Source organism: Actinokineospora iranica (assembly GCF_900101685.1).
GTDB classification, from domain to species: domain Bacteria; phylum Actinomycetota; class Actinomycetes; order Mycobacteriales; family Pseudonocardiaceae; genus Actinokineospora; species Actinokineospora iranica.
On record NZ_FMZZ01000001.1, the window covers coordinates 135,939 to 152,635 of the forward strand.

Here is a 16,697-nt window from a genome sequence, read left to right on the forward strand (position 1 = left end):
TCAGCCGCGCGGGCGGCTCGCGCGGGCGGTCACCACGGCCTCGGCGACCGCGGCGGCCTCATCCTCGGCCACCCGGACAGCGCCATCGTCGGCGGTGATGGTCACGATGCTCGGGTAGATCCGGCGGGCCAGGTCCGGGCCGCCGGTGGCCGAGTCGTCGTCCGCGGCGTCGAACAGGGCCTCGACCGCGGTGCGGACGGCGCCCGCCCGGTCGGCGTCGGGGTCGTAGAGCTTCTTGAGGGCCGACTTGGCGAACATCGACCCGGAGCCGATCGCGTGGAAGCCCGCGTGCTCCTCGTACCGGCCGCCGGTGACGTCGTAGGAGACGATCCGGCCCGCGCGGGCGGGGTCGGCGCTGTCGATGTCGTAGCCGACGAACAGCGGCAGCACGGCCAAGCCCGCCATCGCCACGTCGAGGTTGCCGCGGACCATGGTCGCGAGCTTGTTCGACTTGCCGTCGAGGGAGAGCGGAACGCCCTCGATCTTCTCGTAGTGCTGCAACTCCACGGTGTAGAGCCGCACCATCTCCACCGCCAAACCCGCGGTGCCCGCGATGCCCACCGCCGAGTAGCCGTCGGTGACGTAGACCTTCTCCATGTCCCGCTGCGCGATCAGGTTGCCCGCCGTCGCCCTGCGGTCACCCGCGATCAAGACGCCGCCGGGGAAGGTGAGCGCGACGATCGTGGTGCCGTGCGGGATCTCGGCCCTGCCCACGGCCCGCGGATCGCGCGCCGCGCGCGACCCGGGCAGCAGTTCAGGGGCCTGGGAACGCAGGAAGTCGGTGAACGACGACGTTCCTGCCGACAGGTAGGCAGCTGAGAGCGAGGCTCCCAGCTGCCCCCGGGACGAGGTGTGTTCCATGCCTTCTTTCGTTCCTGTCGCGGGATGGGACCGGGGCGGTGGGGTCTTACTCGCCGCCCTTTTGCACGTAGGCGCGGACGAAGTCCTCCGCGTTCTCCTCCAACACGTCGTCGATCTCGTCGAGGATCGCGTCGGTGTCGTCGCCGAGCTTCTCCCGGCGCTCCTGTCCGGCCGCGGTGGTGTCCTCGACGCCCTCGTCGCCGTCTCCGCCGCCCTGGCGCTGCTTGTGCTCCTGGGACATATCGCCTCCCGGTCGTGGCTGGCCTACTGCGAACATTACCCAGCCGGACCGACTTTCGTCGCCGTCCACGCCGGGCGCAAGATCACCAGGCGGCCCGCGGCCGGGAATTCCGCTACCGGCGCTTAGCCGCGCCGGTCAGCGCGTCCACCAGTTCCTCGGCCGTGGCCGCCGCGTCGAGCAGGGCTCCGACGTGGGCCTTGGTGCCGCGCAGCGGCTCCAAGGTCGGGATGCGCACCAGCGACTCCCGGCCGAGGTCGAAGATGACCGAGTCCCAGGACGCGGCCGCGATGGAGTTCGGGTAGCGCTCCAGGCAGCGGCCGCGGAAGTAGGCGCGGGTGTCCTGCGGCGGGGTGGTGATCGCCGCGCGGACCTCGTCCTCGCTGACCAGGCGTTTCATCGAGCCGCGGGCCACCAGCCGGTTGTAGAGGCCCTTGTCTAGCCGCACGTCGGAGTACTGCAGGTCGACCAGGTGCAGCCGGGGCGAGGACCAGGCCAGGCCGTCGCGGGCGCGGAAGCCCTCCAGCAGCCGCAGCTTGGCGGGCCAGTCGAGCCGGTCGGCGCACTCCTGCGGGTCGCGGGAGAGCGCGTCGAGGATCTCGCCCCACGTGCGCAGCACGTCGAGGGCCACCCGGTCGACCTCGGTGCGGTCGAGGTGCTCGGCGACCATCTCGTGGTAGGCGTGCTGTAGGTCCAAACCGGTGAACTTGCGGCCGTTGGCGAGCTCGACGGTGGCCTTGAGCGTCGGGTCGTGGCTGATCACGTGCACGGCGCGGACCGGGTCGGCCAGCTTGAGGTGGTCGAAGCGGACGCCAGCCTCGATCAGGTCCAGGACCAGCGCGGTGGTGCCGACCTTGAGGTAGGTGGACGTCTCGGCCAGGTTCGCGTCGCCGATGATGACATGCAGGCGGCGGTACTTGTCGGCGTCGGCGTGCGGCTCGTCGCGGGTGTTGATGATGCCGCGCTTGAGCGTGGTCTCCAGGCCGACCTCGACCTCGATGTAGTCGGCGCGCTGGGAGAGCTGGAAGCCCGCTTCCTCCCCGGACGACCCCAGGCCGACCCGGCCGGAGCCGCAGACCACCTGGCGGGAGGCGAAGAACGGGGTGAGGCCCGCGATGACCGAGGTGAACGGAGTGCCGCGGGCCATCAGGTAGTTCTCGTGGGTGCCGTAGCTGGCGCCCTTGCCGTCGACGTTGTTCTTGTAGAGCTGCAAACGGGGCTGGCCTGGGACAGTGGCCGCGCGCATGGCCGCCTCCTCCATCACCCGCTCCCCCGCCTTGTCCCAGATCACCGCGTCGCGGGCGTTGGTCACCTCGGGGGCGGAGTACTCGGGGTGGGCGTGGTCGACGTAGAGCCGGGCGCCGTTGGTGAGGATGACGTTGGCCGCGCCGAGGTCCTCGACATCCGGGTCGGACGGGGCCATGCCGGGGACGCCGAGGTCGAACCCGCGCGCGTCGCGCAGCGGGGACTCCACCTCGTAGTCCCAGCGGGCGCGCCGGGCCCGGGGGATGTCCGCCGCCGCGGCGTAGGCCAGCACGACCTGCGTCGATGTCAACACCGGGTTCGCCGTGGCATCGCCCGGCACCGCGATGCCGTACTCGACTTCGGTTCCCATGATCCGCCGCATGGGCCCAGCCTACGGGTCCGAACCGACCACTTCGGCGTGAGCCGTGCCGCGCGGATAAGTTCGCCGATGTGAACGCCGCGGAATTGGTGGCCGTGTACGACGCGAACGGCGAAGTGGTGGGCAGCGCCACCAGGGCCAGGATGCGCGCGGAGGGGCTGTGGCACGCCTGCGGCGCGGTCCTGGTCCGCTCGGCCGACGGCGAGCGCGTCTACGTGCACCGGCGGACCGACACCAAGGACGTCTACCCCGGGATGCACGACTGCTGGGCCGGTGGGGTGGTCGCCGCGGGCGAGACGCCGCGGGAATGCGCCGAACGCGAACTCGCCGAGGAACTGGGCGTCAGCGGGGTGGCGCTGACGCCGCTGTTCGTCTTGCCGATCGACCTGCCGCCGGTCCGGGTGCACATGTCCGCCTACGAGACACGCTGGGACGGCCCGATCGTCACCCAGGCCGCCGAGATCGCCAGCGGCGAGTGGATGACCGTGGCCGACCTGCGCGCCCGCCTGGCCGACCCGGCGTGGCCGTTCGTGCCCGACGGGCGGCTGGCCGCCCTGGAGTGGTTCAGAGGCCTCTGGCGAGCGCGGCGGCGGCCTTGGGGGCCAGCCGGGTGACCGCGGAGCGCGCCCTGGCCGCGGTGCCCGACTCGACGGTCACCGCGGTCACCAGGTTCCCCCTGGCCAGCAGGACCGTGCAGGTGACCTTGCCCGGCCCGGACGCGCACCAGCTCAGCCGGTCGTCGACCCCGGGCAGCGCGGACAGCGGGGCGCCCTCGTCGACCAGGAAGGACTCTCCGTCGACCTGGAAAGCGCCGCAGTCGAGGGCGTCGCGGGCCGCGGCGAGCACGGCGGTGGGGTCCTCGGCGTAGGCGACCCGCTGGCGCAGCATCGAGCCGCTGCGGTACTTCCAGGTGGTCTCCTGGCCCGGTGCGGACGCCGCGCCGAGCCGGACGCCGCAGTCCGGCAGGGTGGCGGGGACGCCGGTGTCCGGCGCGCCGGACGCGCTGACCTCCTCCGCGGCCAGGTCGGCCGCGGTGAGCGCGCCGAGCGCGACCGTCGCGGCGCGGTCCTTGGCCGCGGCGGCTGAGGACGCGGCCGTGGTCGGCGCCGGGGCGCTGGACGGCTGGGCCGGGGCGGCCGAGGTCGCGGACGGCGGCGCGTCGTCGTAGTAGGTGTAGAGGTCGTTGGGCCGGTCGGAGCAGCCCGCGAGCAGGCTTACCGGCAGGACCGTGGCGCAGGCGGCGGCCAGCACGTGGACACGACGCAACGGTCGTCCCCTTCGAGGAAGTCGGCGGTGGGGTCCTGGCTGACGCTACCGGTCTGGATCAACGACCGGAATCCTCGGGGTTCACTCCCAGCGCAACGCGGACCGGGTCGCCCAGTACTCGGCCGGGTCTTCCGCGAGATCGGGCAGCTCAGGCGGGGTGAGACCAGCCGAGGCGAGGTTGGCCGCGAGTTGCGCGGTGCTCGCCGGGCCGAGCAGGACCGTGTCCGCCCACGGCTGGGCCAGCGCCACCGACAGGGCGAGAGCGTCGGGTGTCGCGCCCAGTTCGCGGGCCGCGGCGAGCAGCGACTCCGGCGCGCGGACGGCGAGCCTGCCGTTGGCCAACGCCTCCTTCACGGCCACGTGGGCGCCGTGCGCGTGCGCATCGGCCAGCGCGGGGCCCACCGACGGCTCCAGTGGGTTCCAGGTGGACTGGACAGCCCGGAACACCCGCACGCCAGCGCGTTCCAGCGCCAGGCCGCGTCGTACGGTGTCCGCTTGGGCCGGTCCGGAGGTCGAGAATCCCAGCCGCTGCCCGGAATCGGCCAGCTCGGCCAGGGCGTCGAGCAGCGGGCCGTCGGTGAACAGCGGACTGTCCGAGGTGAGCGAGTGCACCTGGTACAGGGCGATCCGGTCGCCCAGCAGGGCGCGGCTCTCGGCGAGCTGGGCGCGGAACCGGGGCAGCGAGTGCTCTTTGGACTCGTGCGTCTCGGCGTCCATCCGCCAGCCGCCGACGTAGGCGTAGCCCCACTTGGACGACACGGTCACGTCGGTGTGGCCGCGGGCGTCGAGCCAGCCCGCCAGGAACTCCTCCGCGCGCCCGTAGGACCGCGCGGTGTCGACCCGGCGGATTCCGGCGGCGTACGCGGCGTCCAGCACGTCCTCGGTGGCCGCGCGCAGGCTCGCCACGCCCCGGTCGGCCGGGAGGGCGCCCGCGCGGCCCAGGTTGATGTAGGCGGGCCGCCCGAGGGCGGCCAGGCCCAGCGTGAACCGGTTCAGTGTCGACACCGGACCGATTATGCCCAGCCCCGGAGACAGCTGTGGGGCCCCGCACTCGTGCGGGGCCCCACGGTTCGAGCGTGTCCTAGAGGTACTGACCGGTGTTCGTCGCGGTGTCTATCGCCCGCCCGGACTCCTGGTTCTTGCCGGTCACCAAGGTCCGGATGTAGACGATGCGCTCGCCCTTCTTGCCCGAGATCCGCGCCCAGTCGTCCGGGTTGGTCGTGTTGGGCAGGTCCTCGTTCTCGGCGAACTCGTCGACGATCGCGTCCAGCAGGTGCTGCACGCGCAGGCCGGGCTGCTTGGTCTCCAGCACCGACTTGATCGCCGCCTTCTTCGCCCGGTCCACGATGTTCTGGATCATCGCGCCGGAGTTGAAGTCCCGGAAGTACAGGACCTCCTTGTCACCGTTGGCGTAGGTGACCTCCAGGAAGCGGTTCTCCTCCGTCTCCTCGTACATGCGCTCGACGGTGTGCTGGATCATCGCGTCGATGCACGTGGAGCGGTCGCCGCCGAACTCGGCGAGGTCGTCGGCGTGGATGGGCAGGTTGCTGGTGAGGTACTTGGAGAAGATGTCCTTCGCCGCCTCCGCGTCCGGCCGCTCGATCTTGATCTTCACGTCGAGCCTGCCTGGTCGCAGGATCGCCGGGTCGATCATGTCCTCGCGGTTGGACGCGCCGATGACGATGACGTTCTCCAGGCCCTCGACGCCATCGATCTCGCTCAGCAGCTGCGGAACGATGGTCGTCTCGACGTCGGAGGAGACGCCGCTGCCCCTGGTCCGGAAAATCGAGTCCATCTCGTCGAAGAACACGATCACCGGAGTGCCCTCGGAGGCCTTCTCCCTGGCCCGCTGGAAGATGAGCCGGATGTGCCGCTCGGTCTCACCGACGAACTTGTTGAGCAGCTCCGGGCCCTTGATGTTGAGGAAGTACGACTTCGCGTCCTTGGGAGCGCTGTCGCCACGCGCCGCGGCCACCTTCTTGGCCAGCGAGTTCGCGACAGCCTTCGCGATGAGCGTCTTTCCGCAACCGGGGGGACCGTAGAGCAGCACACCCTTGGGCGGGCGCAGCTCGTATTCGGCGAAGAGGTCCTTGTGCAGGAACGGCAACTCGACCGCGTCGCGGATCTGCTCGATCTGCCGGAACAGGCCGCCGATGTCCTCGTAGTCGACATCGGGCACCTCCTCCAGCACCAGGTCCTCGACCTCGGCCTTGGGCACCCGCTCGTAGGCGTAGCCCGACTTGGCGTCCACCAGCAGCGAGTCGCCGGACTTCAGCGGCGAGGACGCCAGCGGGTCGGCAAGCCAGACCACCCGCTCCTCGTCCGCGTGTCCGACCACCAGCGCGCGGGTCGGCACCTCATCGTCGTCGGAGGTCAGCAGTTCGCGCAGGGTGGACACCTCGCCCGTCCGCTCGAACCCGCCTCCCTCGACCACGGTGAGGGCCTCGTTGAGCCGCACGGACTGGCCGCGCCGCAACTTGTCGCCCTCGACAGCGGGCGACACCGACACGCGCATCTTGCGACCCGCGGTGAACACGTCGACCGTGCCGTCCTCGTGCACATCGAGGAACACGCCGTAGCCGCTGGGCGGCTGGGCGAGACGATCGACCTCCTCGCGCAAGGCGAGAAGTTGGCCGCGGGCCTCACGAAGCGTGTCGACCAGTTTGGCGTTCCGCTCGGTGAGCTGGCTCACCCGCTCGGACGCCTCTGCCAGTCGTTGTTCCAGCAGTCGCGAATGCCGTGGCGATTCCGTCAGTTTCCGGCGAAGCAGAGCGACTTCCTCTTCGAGGAAACGGATCTGCGCGGCTTCCGACCTATCGGGGCGTTCAATCCCCGGGCCGGGCGCGTCACCGTGCTCGTCGTCGGCGTTTTCTGGCCGACTGCCGGGACGATCGTGCTGCATGTCGGCACCTCCTCCCGAACTCGTACCCCTACGGTACCGGCGATCACCGACAAGGACAGAGCATCCGGATGTCGGAACTTGCGTGTCACCCCCGCGCAACACTCGCTCGGACGCACATGATGCGCCAACCCGGTGCCAATGGGAACCGACCGCCCATTACGGTGCGTCGGTGTATTAGTCCAACCGCGCGCGTCCAAGAGACCACTGTTCGCAGTCAGAAAGCCCGGGGAGCGATGACCTACCCTCCACAGCAGCCAGATCCGTACGGGCAACAGCCCGGGCAGCAGCCCGCGCAGCCTCCGCAACCTGGGCAATTCCCGCCGCAGGGCGGATACCCCCAGCAGCCGGGCCAGTACCCGGGGCAGCAGCCGCAGCCGGGGCAGCAGACCGGCCCGCAGCCCACCGGGCAGCCCGGTCCTCAGCAGGGCCCCTACCAGGGGCAGTACGCACAGCAGCCCGGCCAGTACGGGCAGCAGCCGGATCCGTACGGTCAGCAGCCGGGCCAGTACGGACAGCAGCCCGACCCGTACGGTCAGGGCGGGTACGGCCAGTACGGCCAGCCGCAGAAGAAGAGCCCGATGCCGTGGATCCTCGCGGGCGGCGGCCTGCTGGTGATCGGCATCGTGGTGACCCTGGTGCTGGTCCTCACCGGCGGCTCGGACGCCAGCACGGCCCGCGGCGCGGCCCAGGCCTACCTCGACGCCGTCACCAGCCGCAGCGCGGAAGCGCACAACAAACTGGTGTGTGACGAGAGCGACAAGGTCACGCAGTCCGACATCGACAAGGCGTTCAAGGGCGACGACGAGGTCGGCGACCCCAAGCTCGGCGACGTGGTCGAGAAAGGCGACACCGCCACCGCGACCTTCACGGTGACGGTCAACGGCAAGCAGACCAGCCCCAAGATCCGCCTGCGCAAGCAGGGCGAGAACTGGTGCGTCTCGGGGTTCGGCGGGGGATGACCCCAGACGACCGCTGATCTGTCGACTCCGCCGGGCCGCCCGGCGGAGTCGACGGCTTTCGGGCCAATACCATGTTGCACTCCCCGCGGGATACGTTTGCAGCTAAACCGGGACGGTCCGCTCGGCCGTCCATCCCGCGTGCCCACCCACCGTTTCGCGCGGCGATCAGCACCAAGAGTCAGGGGCGACCATGACCTATCCTCCGCAGCAGCCAGGGCCCTACGGCCAGCAGCCGCAGCCCGGCGGCTACGGGAACCAGCCTGGGAACCCTCCGCAGCCGGGCGGGTACGGCCCGCCGCAGCCAGACGGCTTCGCCCAGCAGCCCGCCTACCAGGGGTTCGGCGGGTACCCCGGCGGCGGCGAGCCGCCGCGCAAGAACAACAACACCGGCAAGATCGTCGCCATCGTGGCGATCGCCGTGCTGGTCCTGGGCGGCGCGGGCGTCGGCGTCTACTTCCTGACCAAGGACAGCGGCGACAAGCCCGCGGCCAGCGCGCCGCCGAGCACGACGAAGCAGCCCAGTACCTCGTCGTCGGACGAGCCCGAGACCACCAGCCGCAGGCCGAGTTCGACGCGGTCCTCCGACGCGGGTCCGGAGGCGGTGGCCGAGGCCTACATGAAGGCCTACGAGGACAAGCACTTCGCCCCGGTCGTCACCAACTCGTGCTCGGCGTACCAGAAGAAGTACGGCACCGACACCAGCGAGCTGGAGAAGAGCCTGTCCGACTACGAGATCACCGCGACCCTCAACGGCTCGCCCCAGGTGAGCGGCAGCACGGCCACGGTCAAGATCGACCTGGATGTGGTCAGGGCGGGCGAGACCAAGGAGACCACCATCGCCATCAAGGTCATCAAGGAAGGCGGCGAGTGGAAGTTCTGCGGCGAGGAGAAGGCCTGAGCCGCGGGCACAGCGACGGGTTCGGCGCGGGCGACGGCCCGCGCCGAACCCGTCTTCACGGGCCGCGGGCGCACTCGGTCCGCGCCCCCCGCTTGCCGCGTATCCTCTGCGCGTGCCCGGTCGGTCTCCGCGCTCGGCACGATCACCGAGAGCAGACGACGGCAGTGAGCCACCGAGGAGTCAGGGATCGATGACCTACCCACCGCAGGAGCCGGGCCAGTACGGCCAGGACCCGTTCGGCAGGCAGCCGGACCCCTACGGCCAGCAACCTCGGCAACCGGACCCCTACGGGCAGCAGCCGCAGGACCCCTACGGGCAGCAGCCGTACCAGGGCTACGGCCAGACGCAGTCGTTCGGCCAGGACCCGTACGCGCAGCAGGCGTACCCGGGCGGCTACGGCCAGCCGGGCGGCCCCGACGGTGAGCCACCGAGGAAGAACACCGGCAAGATCGTCGCCATCGTGGCGATCGCCGTCCTGGTGCTCGGCGGCGCGGGCGTCGGCATCTACTTCCTGACCAAGGGCGACGACAAGCCGAGCACCGCGGCGCCCACCGACAGCAACAGCAACAGCGGTGGCGACCCGACCACGACCACCACCACGACCCGCAAGACCTCGGCGAGGCCGACGACCACCACCTCGAAGGAAACCACCGAGGAGACCACGACCTCGCGCGGCGGTGGCGGCGAGGGCGGCGGCGGCGCCGACCTCAAAGGCGCGGGCGAGAAGTACGTCGACGCGATCAACGCCAAGGACGAGGCCGCCGCGACCGCGCTGACCTGTGACCGTTCTGGTCCCGGCGTCATGTACTCCAGCATCGTGCCCAGCAACGGCAAGGCGGCCGTCGTCGGCGAGCCCGAGACCTACGGCGACAGCAACGGCAGGGTCGACACCGAGGTGACGATCGCGACCAGTTCGCCGATCGACTTCCCCATTGTGTTCCAGAAGAAGTCGCAGGGTTGGTGCGTCACCTACTGACACCGCGCCGACGGGCCGGGCAGGCGCGGCCAGGGTGTGTCCGCGGCCACCCTGCCCGGTCGTTTCCCGGGGTGGCCCACTACCCCTACGGTGTCGCTACGTCCAGCCCCGGGAGAACCGCGTGACAGTCCGATTCCCGCATTCCCTTCGTCGCGCGCCGCTCGCCGTAGCCGCGCTGCTGCTCGCCGTGACCGCCGCGGCCTGCTCCAGCGCCGGGAGCCCACCTCCGCCGGAACGCGGCTCGGCCGAGGACCAGGCCGCCCTGCGCCAGGCCGTGGACGGCGCCGTGGACGCGATCAACCAGCGCAACCCCACCCGGATGAAGTCCGTGAGCTGCGACCCGAGCCGGATCGGGGACCGGGTGCCCGAGGACGGCCTGGCCGAGCTGGAGCGGATCCCCGAGATCACCGGTGACCAGGTCGTCGTCCAACTGCGTCTCACCACCGGCGGCGAGACCGCCACCGTGCCCCTGCGCGTCGAGCGGCGCGAGTCGCGCTGGTGCGTGTCCTAGCCGGTGCTAGCCCTTGCTCGGGCGGCGCTGCGGGCGCGGGGCGACCACGCCGTCCGCGAGGCGGCGGGCGGTGATCAGGAACGCGGTGTGCGCGATCATCCGGTGCTCGGGCCGGACGGCGAGGCCGACCGAGTGCCACGGGCGGATCAGCGTCTCCCAGGCGTAGGGCTCGGTCCAGCAGGTCTGCTCGCGCAGCGCCTCGGCGACCCGGGAGAGCTGGGTCGTGGTGGCGACGTAGGTGACCAGGACACCGCCGGGGATCAGGTGCTCGGCCACGGTGGGCAGCACCTCCCACGGCGCGAGCATGTCCAGGATGACCCGGTCGACCTCGCCGGTGTGCTCGGCGAGGTCGGCGACGGTCAGGGTCCAGTTCTCGGGGTGCTCGCCGTAGAACTGGACGACGTTGCGCTCGGCGTGCTCGGCGTGGTCGGCGCGGATCTCGTACGAGGTCACCGAGCCGGTGGGGCCGACGGCGCGCAGCAGCGAGCAGGTGAGCGCGCCGGACCCGGCCCCGGCCTCCAGGACGCGGGCGCCGGGGAAGATGTCGCCCTGCATGACGATCTGCGCGGCGTCCTTCGGGTAGATCACCTGCGCGCCGCGCGGCATGGACAGCACGTAGTCCGACAGCAGCGGCCGCAGCGCCAGGTACGAGGTGCCCGCGACCGAGCTCACCACCGAGCCCTCCGGCTGGCCGATGATGTCGTCGTGGGCGAGCGCGCCGCGGTGGGTGTGGTACTTCTCCCCCGGCTCGAGGATGAGCGTGTAGTGCCTGCCCTTGGGGTCGGTGAGCTGTACCCGGTCCCCTGCCTCGAACGGACCGCTGACCCTGCGTGCCGACACCGAACGCCTCGCCTTCCACCTGAGCTGAACCGACAGACGATGGTCGCAGAGGCCCACCGGCCTGCCCGCATCACCCCATCGGTGCTCACTCGGCCCGGCTGTGCAGGACCGCGCGCAGGTCCTCGCGGCGCAGGACGCCGCAGGGGCGGCCCTCGTCGTCCACCACGACGAACTGCCAGGCCGCGGTCTCCAGGACGCGCTCGGCGATGTCCTCGCCCGGCTCGGAGGCCAGCAGCACGGACTCGGGCCGGATGGGCTCGGCGGCCTGCTCCGCTGGCGAGAACGGCGACCGCTCGGCGAGCCTGCGCGCGGCGGTCTCGTCGAGCAGGCCCGCGGCCACCCCGTCGGCGCGCACGAGCACGACCCCGCGCCCCGCCGCGGCGGCCAGCGCGTCGGCCACCGGGCTTTCCGCGGGCAGTTGCAGGATGGGGCGGACCAGGTCGGCGAGTTCGAGTTCGGCTGGCCACGACCGGCGCTGCTCGGCCGCGAGTTCGCCGCTGGCTCCCGCGACGACGAACCAGGCGGTCAGCAGGCACACGCCCAGCCGCAGCCAGCGGTCCTGGCTGCCCTGCGCCAGGCCCCACAGCGCCCACCCGACCAGCAGGCCCGCGACGACCCAGCCGCCGACCACGGCGGCGCGGGTGCCCGCGCCGCGCCGCCCGGTGAGCGCCCACACGCCCGCGCGCAGCATCCGGCCGCCGTCCAGCGGCAGGCCAGGGAGCAGGTTGAACACGGCGACGGCGGTGTTGGCGAACGCGCACTCCAGCACCAGCAGCCACACCGCGCCCTCGGCGGGCATGACCAGCAGACCCAGGCCGCAGGCGGCGGCCAGCAGGATCGACACGGCCGGGCCCGCCGCGGCCACCACCCACTCGTGCGCGGGCCTGCGCGGGGTGCGGGCGATCTCGGACAGTCCGCCGAGCAGGAACAGCCGCAGCCGCCGGACCGGCAGGCCCAGACGCAGCGCCACCACGCAGTGCCCAAGCTCGTGGGCGAGCACGGACGCGCCGAGCAGGACCGCGAACGCGGCGGCGAGCAGGATCGAGGTGGCCACGCCCGCCGACGGCAGCAGCGTGCCGACCAGCGGGGCATAGAAGACGACGACGGCAAGCGACCCCAGCCACCAGGAGTGCGCGAGCACCACGGGCACGCCGCTGTAGCGGAACAGCAGCAGCCCGCCGCTGGCCGCGGGGGTAGCCGAGTGCGTGGTGCCCGCCACGGGCCCAGCGTAGGCGCGCCGGTGTGGGGTCGGGGTGATCCGCCCAGCGGAAGACATGCCAGGAAGACATGCCGGGGAAGACACGTTGGACACCTGCCGGGGCGATGTCGGTGGTCGACATTAAGGTGCGGGTCATGCTCCCCGCCGCTGGATCGGACGCCCCGCCCGCCGCCGACCCGGTCGGGCGGCGCAGGCCCGCCCTGTCGCCGTCGCGGGCGAGCGACTTCAAGCAGTGCCCGCTGCTGTACCGCTTCCGCGCCGTCGACCGGCTGCCGGAGACGCCGAGCAAGGCGCAGGTGCGCGGCACGGTCGTGCACGCGGTGCTGGAGCGGCTCTACGGCCTGCCCGCCGAGCGGCGGGTGCCCGCCACCGCCCACGACCTGCTCGCGCCGACCTGGGCGGACCTGCTGGCCGAGCGGCCCGAGCTGGGCCAGATCTTCGGCGAGGGCGAGGACCCCGCGCCGTGGCTGGCCTCGGCGACCGGGCTGATCGAGGGCTACTTCGCCCTGGAGGACCCGCGCAGGCTCCAGCCGGAGGCGTGCGAGCTGCTGATCGAGACGGAGCTGCCGTCGGGGGTGCTGCTGCGCGGCTACATCGACCGGATCGACGTCGCCCCCACCGGCGAGATCCGGGTCGTTGACTACAAGACCGGGACCGCGCCGCGCGAGATCGGCGAGGCGAAGGCGCTGTTCCAGATGAAGTTCTACGCGCTGGCGCTGTGGCGGCTGCGCGGGGTCGTGCCCCGGCAGCTGCGGCTGATGTACCTCGCCGACCGCCAGTCGCTGGCCTACACCCCCGACGAGGCCGAGCTGGCCCGGTTCGAGCGCACCCTGGACGCGATCTGGCAGGCCATCCTGCGCGCGGGCCGCACCGGCGACTTCCGCCCGAACAAGAGCAGGCTGTGCGACTGGTGCTCGCACCAGGCCGTCTGCCCCGCGTTCGGCGGCACGCCACCGGACTATCCCGGCTGGCCGGAACCGGATTCCGGCGAAGAAACAATGTTGGACAGGGCGGACTGATGGCGTTCTACGAACCGCTGGGCGAGGGCCGCTACGCCTCGACCCGGCACACCGCTGGCCCGTGGACGGCCGACAGCCAGCACATGGGCCCGCCGACCGCGCTGCTGGCCCGCGAGCTGGCCGCGCTGCCCGCTGCCGCGCCGTCGGCGCTGGCCAGGGTGACGGTGGAGATCCTCGGCCCGGTGCCGGTCGCGGAGCTATCGGTGTCCGCCGAGGTCGAGCGGCCGGGCCGGTCGGTCGAGCTGGCGCGCGGCGAGATCCGCGCGGGCGGCCGGGCGGTCGCGCGGGCCAGCGCGTGGCGGATCGTCACCTCGGACACCTCCGCCGTGCGCACCCCCGACGACGTCGCCCCGCTCGCCCCGCCCGCCGCGGGCACGCCGATCACCCGCCCGGACAACTGGGGGCCGGGGTACCTGGACGTGATGGAGTGGCGCGCGCTCACCGGCTCGCTGGACAAGCCGGGGCCTGCGACGGTGTGGGTCCGGCAGACGATCCCGCTGGTGGCGGGCGAGGAACCGACTCCGCTGCAGCGGCTGCTGGTCGTGGCCGACTCCGGCAGCGGCGCGTCCGGGCTGCTGGACCCGCGCAAGTGGTGGTTCATCAACACCGAGCTGACCGTGCACGTCATCCGCGAGCCGGAGGGCGAGTGGATCGGCCTGGACGCGCACTCGGTGATCGGGCCCAACGGCACCGGCACGGCGCTGAGCGTCCTGCACGACACCCATGGAGCGGTGGCCAGGGGCGCGCAGGCGCTGTTCGTGCGGGAGCGCTGAGCCTGCCCCGTCACAGGTGGCGGTAGACGTCCTCCAGGGTGAGGCCGCGGCCGATCATCAGCACCTGCACCCGGTAGAGCAGCTGCGACACCTCTTCGGCCAGCGCGTCGTCGGACTCGTGTTCGGCGGCGATCCACACCTCGCCCGCCTCTTCGAGCACCTTCTTGCCCTGCGCGTGCACACCAGCATCCAGCGCCGCCACGGTGCCCGAACCCTCAGGGCGGGTCCGAGCCCGGTCACTGAGTTCGGCGAACAGCTCGTCGAACGTCTTCACGAGCGACGATCCTGCCACCCCGGGCGCGCCGGGCCGCCACCGAGGGTCACCCCGCGCCGCCACCCACCGCGACGATCCCGCAGAGCAGCCCGAGGCCCGCGCTCAGCGGGGCGTAGATCCGCAGGTCGAGCCGGGCGAAGTCGGTCTCGCGCCGCGACGAGGCGAGGTACCCGGCGACGCCGCGCACCAGCAGCACCCCCGCCACGACTCCCGCGCCGGTCGGCACGAGCCACGGCGGACCGAACGCCCCGAAGATCCCCGCCCTGGCCCCCACGAGGTAGGCGGCTGCGACCAGCAGCAGCGCGACCAGCGCGGTCAGCCCGGGACCGGGCAGCTTGTCCTCCGGCACCCCGACCACCCGCCGGGCGAACTCCTCCCGGCTGCGCAGCGGCCAGGGCGAGACGGTCCACACCAGGTGCAGCACGGCGATCAGCAGCAGCACCACCGCCGCGAGCCATCCGAGCACTGCCATGACTTTCCTCCCCACATCGCCGCACCCCGGTGTCCGGACGCCCCCGTACCTTAGGGCCTGCCCTGGGCCGATGAGCGCGGGTCAGCAGGAGACGGCCGCCATGAGTTCGCGCAGCAGCACGGCGTCGAGGCCGACCAGGGAGTCACGCAGGACGCGGCGTTCGCCCTCGGGGACCGGGATCTCGCAGGGCACGGCCAGCACCACGCAGCCCGCCGCCACCGCCGAGGCGACCCCGGTGGGCGAGTCCTCGACCGCCAGGCAGCGGGCCGGGTCGACGCCGAGGCGGGCGGCGGCGATGAGGTAGGGGTCCGGCAGCGGCTTGTTGCGCCGGTCGACCTCGTCGCCGCAGACGGTCACGTCGAAGAAGTCACGGCCGAGGGTGTCCAGCGCGATCTCGGTGAGGGCGCGTTCGGTGGAGGTGACCAGGGCGGTGGGCAGGCCGGTGGCCCGGACCGCGCGCAGGGCGTCGCGGGCGCCGGGGCGGAAGGCGAGTTCGGCGTAGAACAGCTCGGCCATGCGGGCGTCGATCCACGCCTTGGCCTCCCGCACGTCGTCGTCGGTCGGCACGATGCCCGCCTCGCCGAACAGCAGCGCCATGGTGGTCGGGCCGTTGCTGCCGACCATGGCGGCGCGGGTCGCCGAGGACAGCGGGGAGCCCAGCTTCGCGCAGAACTCTCGCAGCGGGATGTCCCAGAGCCGTTCGGAGTCGAGCAGGGTGCCGTCCATGTCCCAGAGAACGGCGGCGGGCAGGCCATCCAGAGCGGACGGTCCGGTCACGGGGGTGGTCCTCACGGTCGGGGATCGGGGCTCCGTCGCCGGGCGGCGGCCTTTCCCACCCGGTCGGCGGGGGTCGGCGCGGCGCTGTCCGGCATGTCCCAAGCCTACGATCTCCTTCCGTCGGGCCTGGGTCGTAGGCTGACCCGGTGACCGATCCGGACCCGCAGATGGCTGCCGACCTCGAGCCCACGGCCGAGCAGCAAGAACTCGTCGACCCCGTCATGGTGGCGGCGTTCGAGGGCTGGAACGACGCGGGGGACGCGGCCAGCACGGCGATCGAGCATCTCCAGCTCACCTGGGACGCGAGTCCGCTGCTGGAGATCGACCCCGACGACTACTACGACTTCCAGGTGACCAGGCCCACCGTCCGGATGGTGGACGGGGTCACCCGGCGGGTGGAGTGGCCGACGACCCGGCTCTCCGTGTGCCGCCCGCCGGGGTCCAACCGGGACGTCGTCCTCGTGCACGGCATCGAGCCGAACATGCGCTGGCGCAAGTTCTGCGCCGAACTGCTCCAGCACATCGACGACCTGGGCGTGAACACGGTCGTGACGCTGGGCGCGCTGCTCGCCGACACCCCGCACACCCGCCCGGTCCCGGTGACCGGCACCGCCTACGACGCGACCTCGGCCACCCGCTTCGGCTTGGAGCGCTCCCGCTACGAGGGGCCGACGGGCATCGTTGGCGTGCTCCAGGACGCGTGCGTGCGCGCGGGGGTGCCCGCCATCTCGATCTGGGCCGCCGTGCCGCACTACGTCTCGCAGCCGCCATCGCCCAAGGCCACCCTGGCGCTGCTGCACCGGGTCGAGGAGATCCTCGACGTGGAGGTCCCGCTGGGCGCGCTGCCGGAGCAGGCCGAGGAGTGGCAGCACACGGTCAGCGAGATGGCCGAGGAGGACGAGGACGTCCGCAACTACGTCCGCGCCCTCGAAGAGCGCGGCGACGCGGAGAACACCCTCAACGAGACCAGCGGCGACGCGATCGCCGCCGAGTTCGAGCGGTACCTGCGCAGGCGGCGGCCCGGCTCCGGCCGGGGCGGCTCCGGGCCGGGCCCCGCGGGCATCTGAGGGCAGGCGTGGGGGTCGCCG

Annotated in this window: 19 protein-coding genes; 8 read left to right on the forward strand and 11 right to left on the reverse strand. The window is 72.2% G+C overall.

All coding sequences use genetic code 11. From position 1 onward, the window contains the following. The 3 genes from prcB to dop form a co-directional block, all read right to left on the reverse strand. Complete coding sequence (gene prcB / locus BLS56_RS00640; protein WP_091446990.1) at positions 1–861, reverse strand: proteasome subunit beta; 861 nt, start codon at positions 859–861, stop codon at positions 1–3. 46 nt (positions 862–907) lie between these two features. Then, a complete protein-coding gene (locus BLS56_RS00645; RefSeq protein ID WP_091446993.1) occupies positions 908–1,102 on the reverse strand; it encodes a ubiquitin-like protein Pup in 195 nt (64 codons plus the stop codon). A 112-nt stretch (positions 1,103–1,214) separates the two neighbouring features. After that, entirely contained in the window at positions 1,215–2,726 is a 1,512-nt protein-coding gene (gene dop, locus BLS56_RS00650; protein ID WP_091446996.1) for a depupylase/deamidase Dop, read from the reverse strand. Positions 2,727–2,866: 140 nt separating this feature from the next. On the opposite strand from dop, the gene BLS56_RS00655 reads away from it, so the two are divergent. Continuing rightward, on the forward strand, positions 2,867–3,337 hold the full coding sequence (locus BLS56_RS00655) for an NUDIX hydrolase (RefSeq protein WP_091448655.1): 471 nt from the start codon (positions 2,867–2,869) through the stop codon (positions 3,335–3,337). On the opposite strand, the gene BLS56_RS30305 is transcribed toward BLS56_RS00655, so the two are convergent. The 3 genes from BLS56_RS30305 to arc form a co-directional block, all read right to left on the reverse strand. Beyond that, positions 3,288–3,989: a hypothetical protein gene (locus BLS56_RS30305; RefSeq protein ID WP_139190447.1), complete on the reverse strand. Its 702-nt coding sequence runs from the start codon at positions 3,987–3,989 to the stop codon at positions 3,288–3,290. The two genes, BLS56_RS00655 and BLS56_RS30305, sit on opposite strands and share 50 nt — an antisense overlap. 81 nt (positions 3,990–4,070) lie before the next feature. Beyond that, complete coding sequence (locus BLS56_RS00670) at positions 4,071–4,994, reverse strand: aldo/keto reductase (protein WP_228771257.1); 924 nt, start codon at positions 4,992–4,994, stop codon at positions 4,071–4,073. A 76-nt stretch (positions 4,995–5,070) separates the two neighbouring features. Beyond that, positions 5,071–6,891 carry a proteasome ATPase gene (gene arc, locus BLS56_RS00675; RefSeq protein WP_091447004.1) on the reverse strand — a complete coding sequence of 607 codons (1,821 nt, stop codon included), beginning with the start codon at positions 6,889–6,891 and terminating at the stop codon, positions 5,071–5,073. Positions 6,892–7,124: 233 nt separating this feature from the next. On the opposite strand from arc, the gene BLS56_RS31130 reads away from it, so the two are divergent. From BLS56_RS31130 to BLS56_RS00695, 4 genes are all read left to right on the forward strand, one after another. After that, entirely contained in the window at positions 7,125–7,850 is a 726-nt protein-coding gene (locus BLS56_RS31130; protein WP_175482593.1) for an Rv0361 family membrane protein, read from the forward strand. A 190-nt stretch (positions 7,851–8,040) separates the two neighbouring features. Next, positions 8,041–8,748, forward strand: a complete 708-nt coding sequence (locus BLS56_RS00685; RefSeq protein ID WP_091447007.1) for a hypothetical protein — start codon at positions 8,041–8,043, stop codon at positions 8,746–8,748. Positions 8,749–8,938: 190 nt separating this feature from the next. Beyond that, positions 8,939–9,724 carry a hypothetical protein gene (locus BLS56_RS00690; protein WP_091447010.1) on the forward strand — a complete coding sequence of 262 codons (786 nt, stop codon included), beginning with the start codon at positions 8,939–8,941 and terminating at the stop codon, positions 9,722–9,724. Between the two features lie 121 nt (positions 9,725–9,845). Next, positions 9,846–10,235, forward strand: a complete 390-nt coding sequence (locus BLS56_RS00695) for a hypothetical protein (RefSeq protein ID WP_091447012.1) — start codon at positions 9,846–9,848, stop codon at positions 10,233–10,235. Positions 10,236–10,241: 6 nt separating this feature from the next. Here the strand turns inward: BLS56_RS00695 and BLS56_RS00700 are convergent, their stop codons facing one another. Both BLS56_RS00700 and BLS56_RS00705 read right to left on the reverse strand, forming a co-directional pair. Then, entirely contained in the window at positions 10,242–11,075 is an 834-nt protein-coding gene (locus tag BLS56_RS00700; protein ID WP_091447014.1) for a tRNA (adenine-N1)-methyltransferase, read from the reverse strand. An 85-nt stretch (positions 11,076–11,160) separates the two neighbouring features. Then, entirely contained in the window at positions 11,161–12,249 is a 1,089-nt protein-coding gene (locus tag BLS56_RS00705) for a site-2 protease family protein (RefSeq protein WP_456049120.1), read from the reverse strand. Between the two features lie 179 nt (positions 12,250–12,428). On the opposite strand from BLS56_RS00705, the gene BLS56_RS00710 reads away from it, so the two are divergent. Both BLS56_RS00710 and BLS56_RS00715 read left to right on the forward strand, forming a co-directional pair. Next, the gene (locus BLS56_RS00710) at positions 12,429–13,313 is read left to right on the forward strand and encodes a RecB family exonuclease (protein ID WP_091448658.1); all 885 of its coding nucleotides are present in this window, start codon (positions 12,429–12,431) and stop codon (positions 13,311–13,313) included. Further along, positions 13,313–14,086, forward strand: a complete 774-nt coding sequence (locus tag BLS56_RS00715; RefSeq protein WP_091447019.1) for a thioesterase family protein — start codon at positions 13,313–13,315, stop codon at positions 14,084–14,086. Before BLS56_RS00710 ends, BLS56_RS00715 begins: the two co-directional genes overlap by 1 nt. 10 nt (positions 14,087–14,096) lie before the next feature. Here BLS56_RS00715 and BLS56_RS00720 read toward each other — a convergent pair whose 3' ends face one another. From BLS56_RS00720 to BLS56_RS00730, 3 genes are all read right to left on the reverse strand, one after another. Continuing rightward, positions 14,097–14,360, reverse strand: a complete 264-nt coding sequence (locus BLS56_RS00720) for a phosphoribosyl-ATP diphosphatase (protein ID WP_091447022.1) — start codon at positions 14,358–14,360, stop codon at positions 14,097–14,099. A gap of 46 nt (positions 14,361–14,406) precedes the next feature. After that, a complete protein-coding gene (locus BLS56_RS00725; RefSeq protein WP_091447024.1) occupies positions 14,407–14,832 on the reverse strand; it encodes a DUF3995 domain-containing protein in 426 nt (141 codons plus the stop codon). Positions 14,833–14,913: 81 nt separating this feature from the next. Further along, complete coding sequence (locus BLS56_RS00730; protein ID WP_267463878.1) at positions 14,914–15,609, reverse strand: HAD family hydrolase; 696 nt, start codon at positions 15,607–15,609, stop codon at positions 14,914–14,916. A 146-nt stretch (positions 15,610–15,755) separates the two neighbouring features. On the opposite strand from BLS56_RS00730, the gene BLS56_RS00735 reads away from it, so the two are divergent. Next, positions 15,756–16,676: a PAC2 family protein gene (locus tag BLS56_RS00735; RefSeq protein WP_091447027.1), complete on the forward strand. Its 921-nt coding sequence runs from the start codon at positions 15,756–15,758 to the stop codon at positions 16,674–16,676. The last annotated feature ends 21 nt before the right edge of the window (positions 16,677–16,697 follow it).

Excerpts from the sequence above, each read along its gene's own strand:
- dop (WP_091446996.1), bottom strand. The coding sequence starts at position 2,726 with ATGCGGCGGATCATGGGAACCGAAGTCGAGTACGGCATCGCGGTGCCG.
- arc (WP_091447004.1), bottom strand. The coding sequence starts at position 6,891 with ATGCAGCACGATCGTCCCGGCAGTCGGCCAGAAAACGCCGACGACGAG.
- BLS56_RS00690 (WP_091447010.1), top strand. The coding sequence starts at position 8,939 with ATGACCTACCCACCGCAGGAGCCGGGCCAGTACGGCCAGGACCCGTTC.
- BLS56_RS00685 (WP_091447007.1), top strand. The coding sequence starts at position 8,041 with ATGACCTATCCTCCGCAGCAGCCAGGGCCCTACGGCCAGCAGCCGCAG.
- BLS56_RS00655 (WP_091448655.1), top strand. The coding sequence starts at position 2,867 with ATGCGCGCGGAGGGGCTGTGGCACGCCTGCGGCGCGGTCCTGGTCCGC.
- BLS56_RS00725 (WP_091447024.1), bottom strand. The coding sequence starts at position 14,832 with ATGGCAGTGCTCGGATGGCTCGCGGCGGTGGTGCTGCTGCTGATCGCC.
- BLS56_RS00645 (WP_091446993.1), bottom strand. The coding sequence starts at position 1,102 with ATGTCCCAGGAGCACAAGCAGCGCCAGGGCGGCGGAGACGGCGACGAG.
- prcB (WP_091446990.1), bottom strand. The coding sequence starts at position 861 with ATGGAACACACCTCGTCCCGGGGGCAGCTGGGAGCCTCGCTCTCAGCT.
- BLS56_RS00710 (WP_091448658.1), top strand. The coding sequence starts at position 12,429 with ATGCTCCCCGCCGCTGGATCGGACGCCCCGCCCGCCGCCGACCCGGTC.
- BLS56_RS31130 (WP_175482593.1), top strand. The coding sequence starts at position 7,125 with ATGACCTACCCTCCACAGCAGCCAGATCCGTACGGGCAACAGCCCGGG.
- BLS56_RS00715 (WP_091447019.1), top strand. The coding sequence starts at position 13,313 with ATGGCGTTCTACGAACCGCTGGGCGAGGGCCGCTACGCCTCGACCCGG.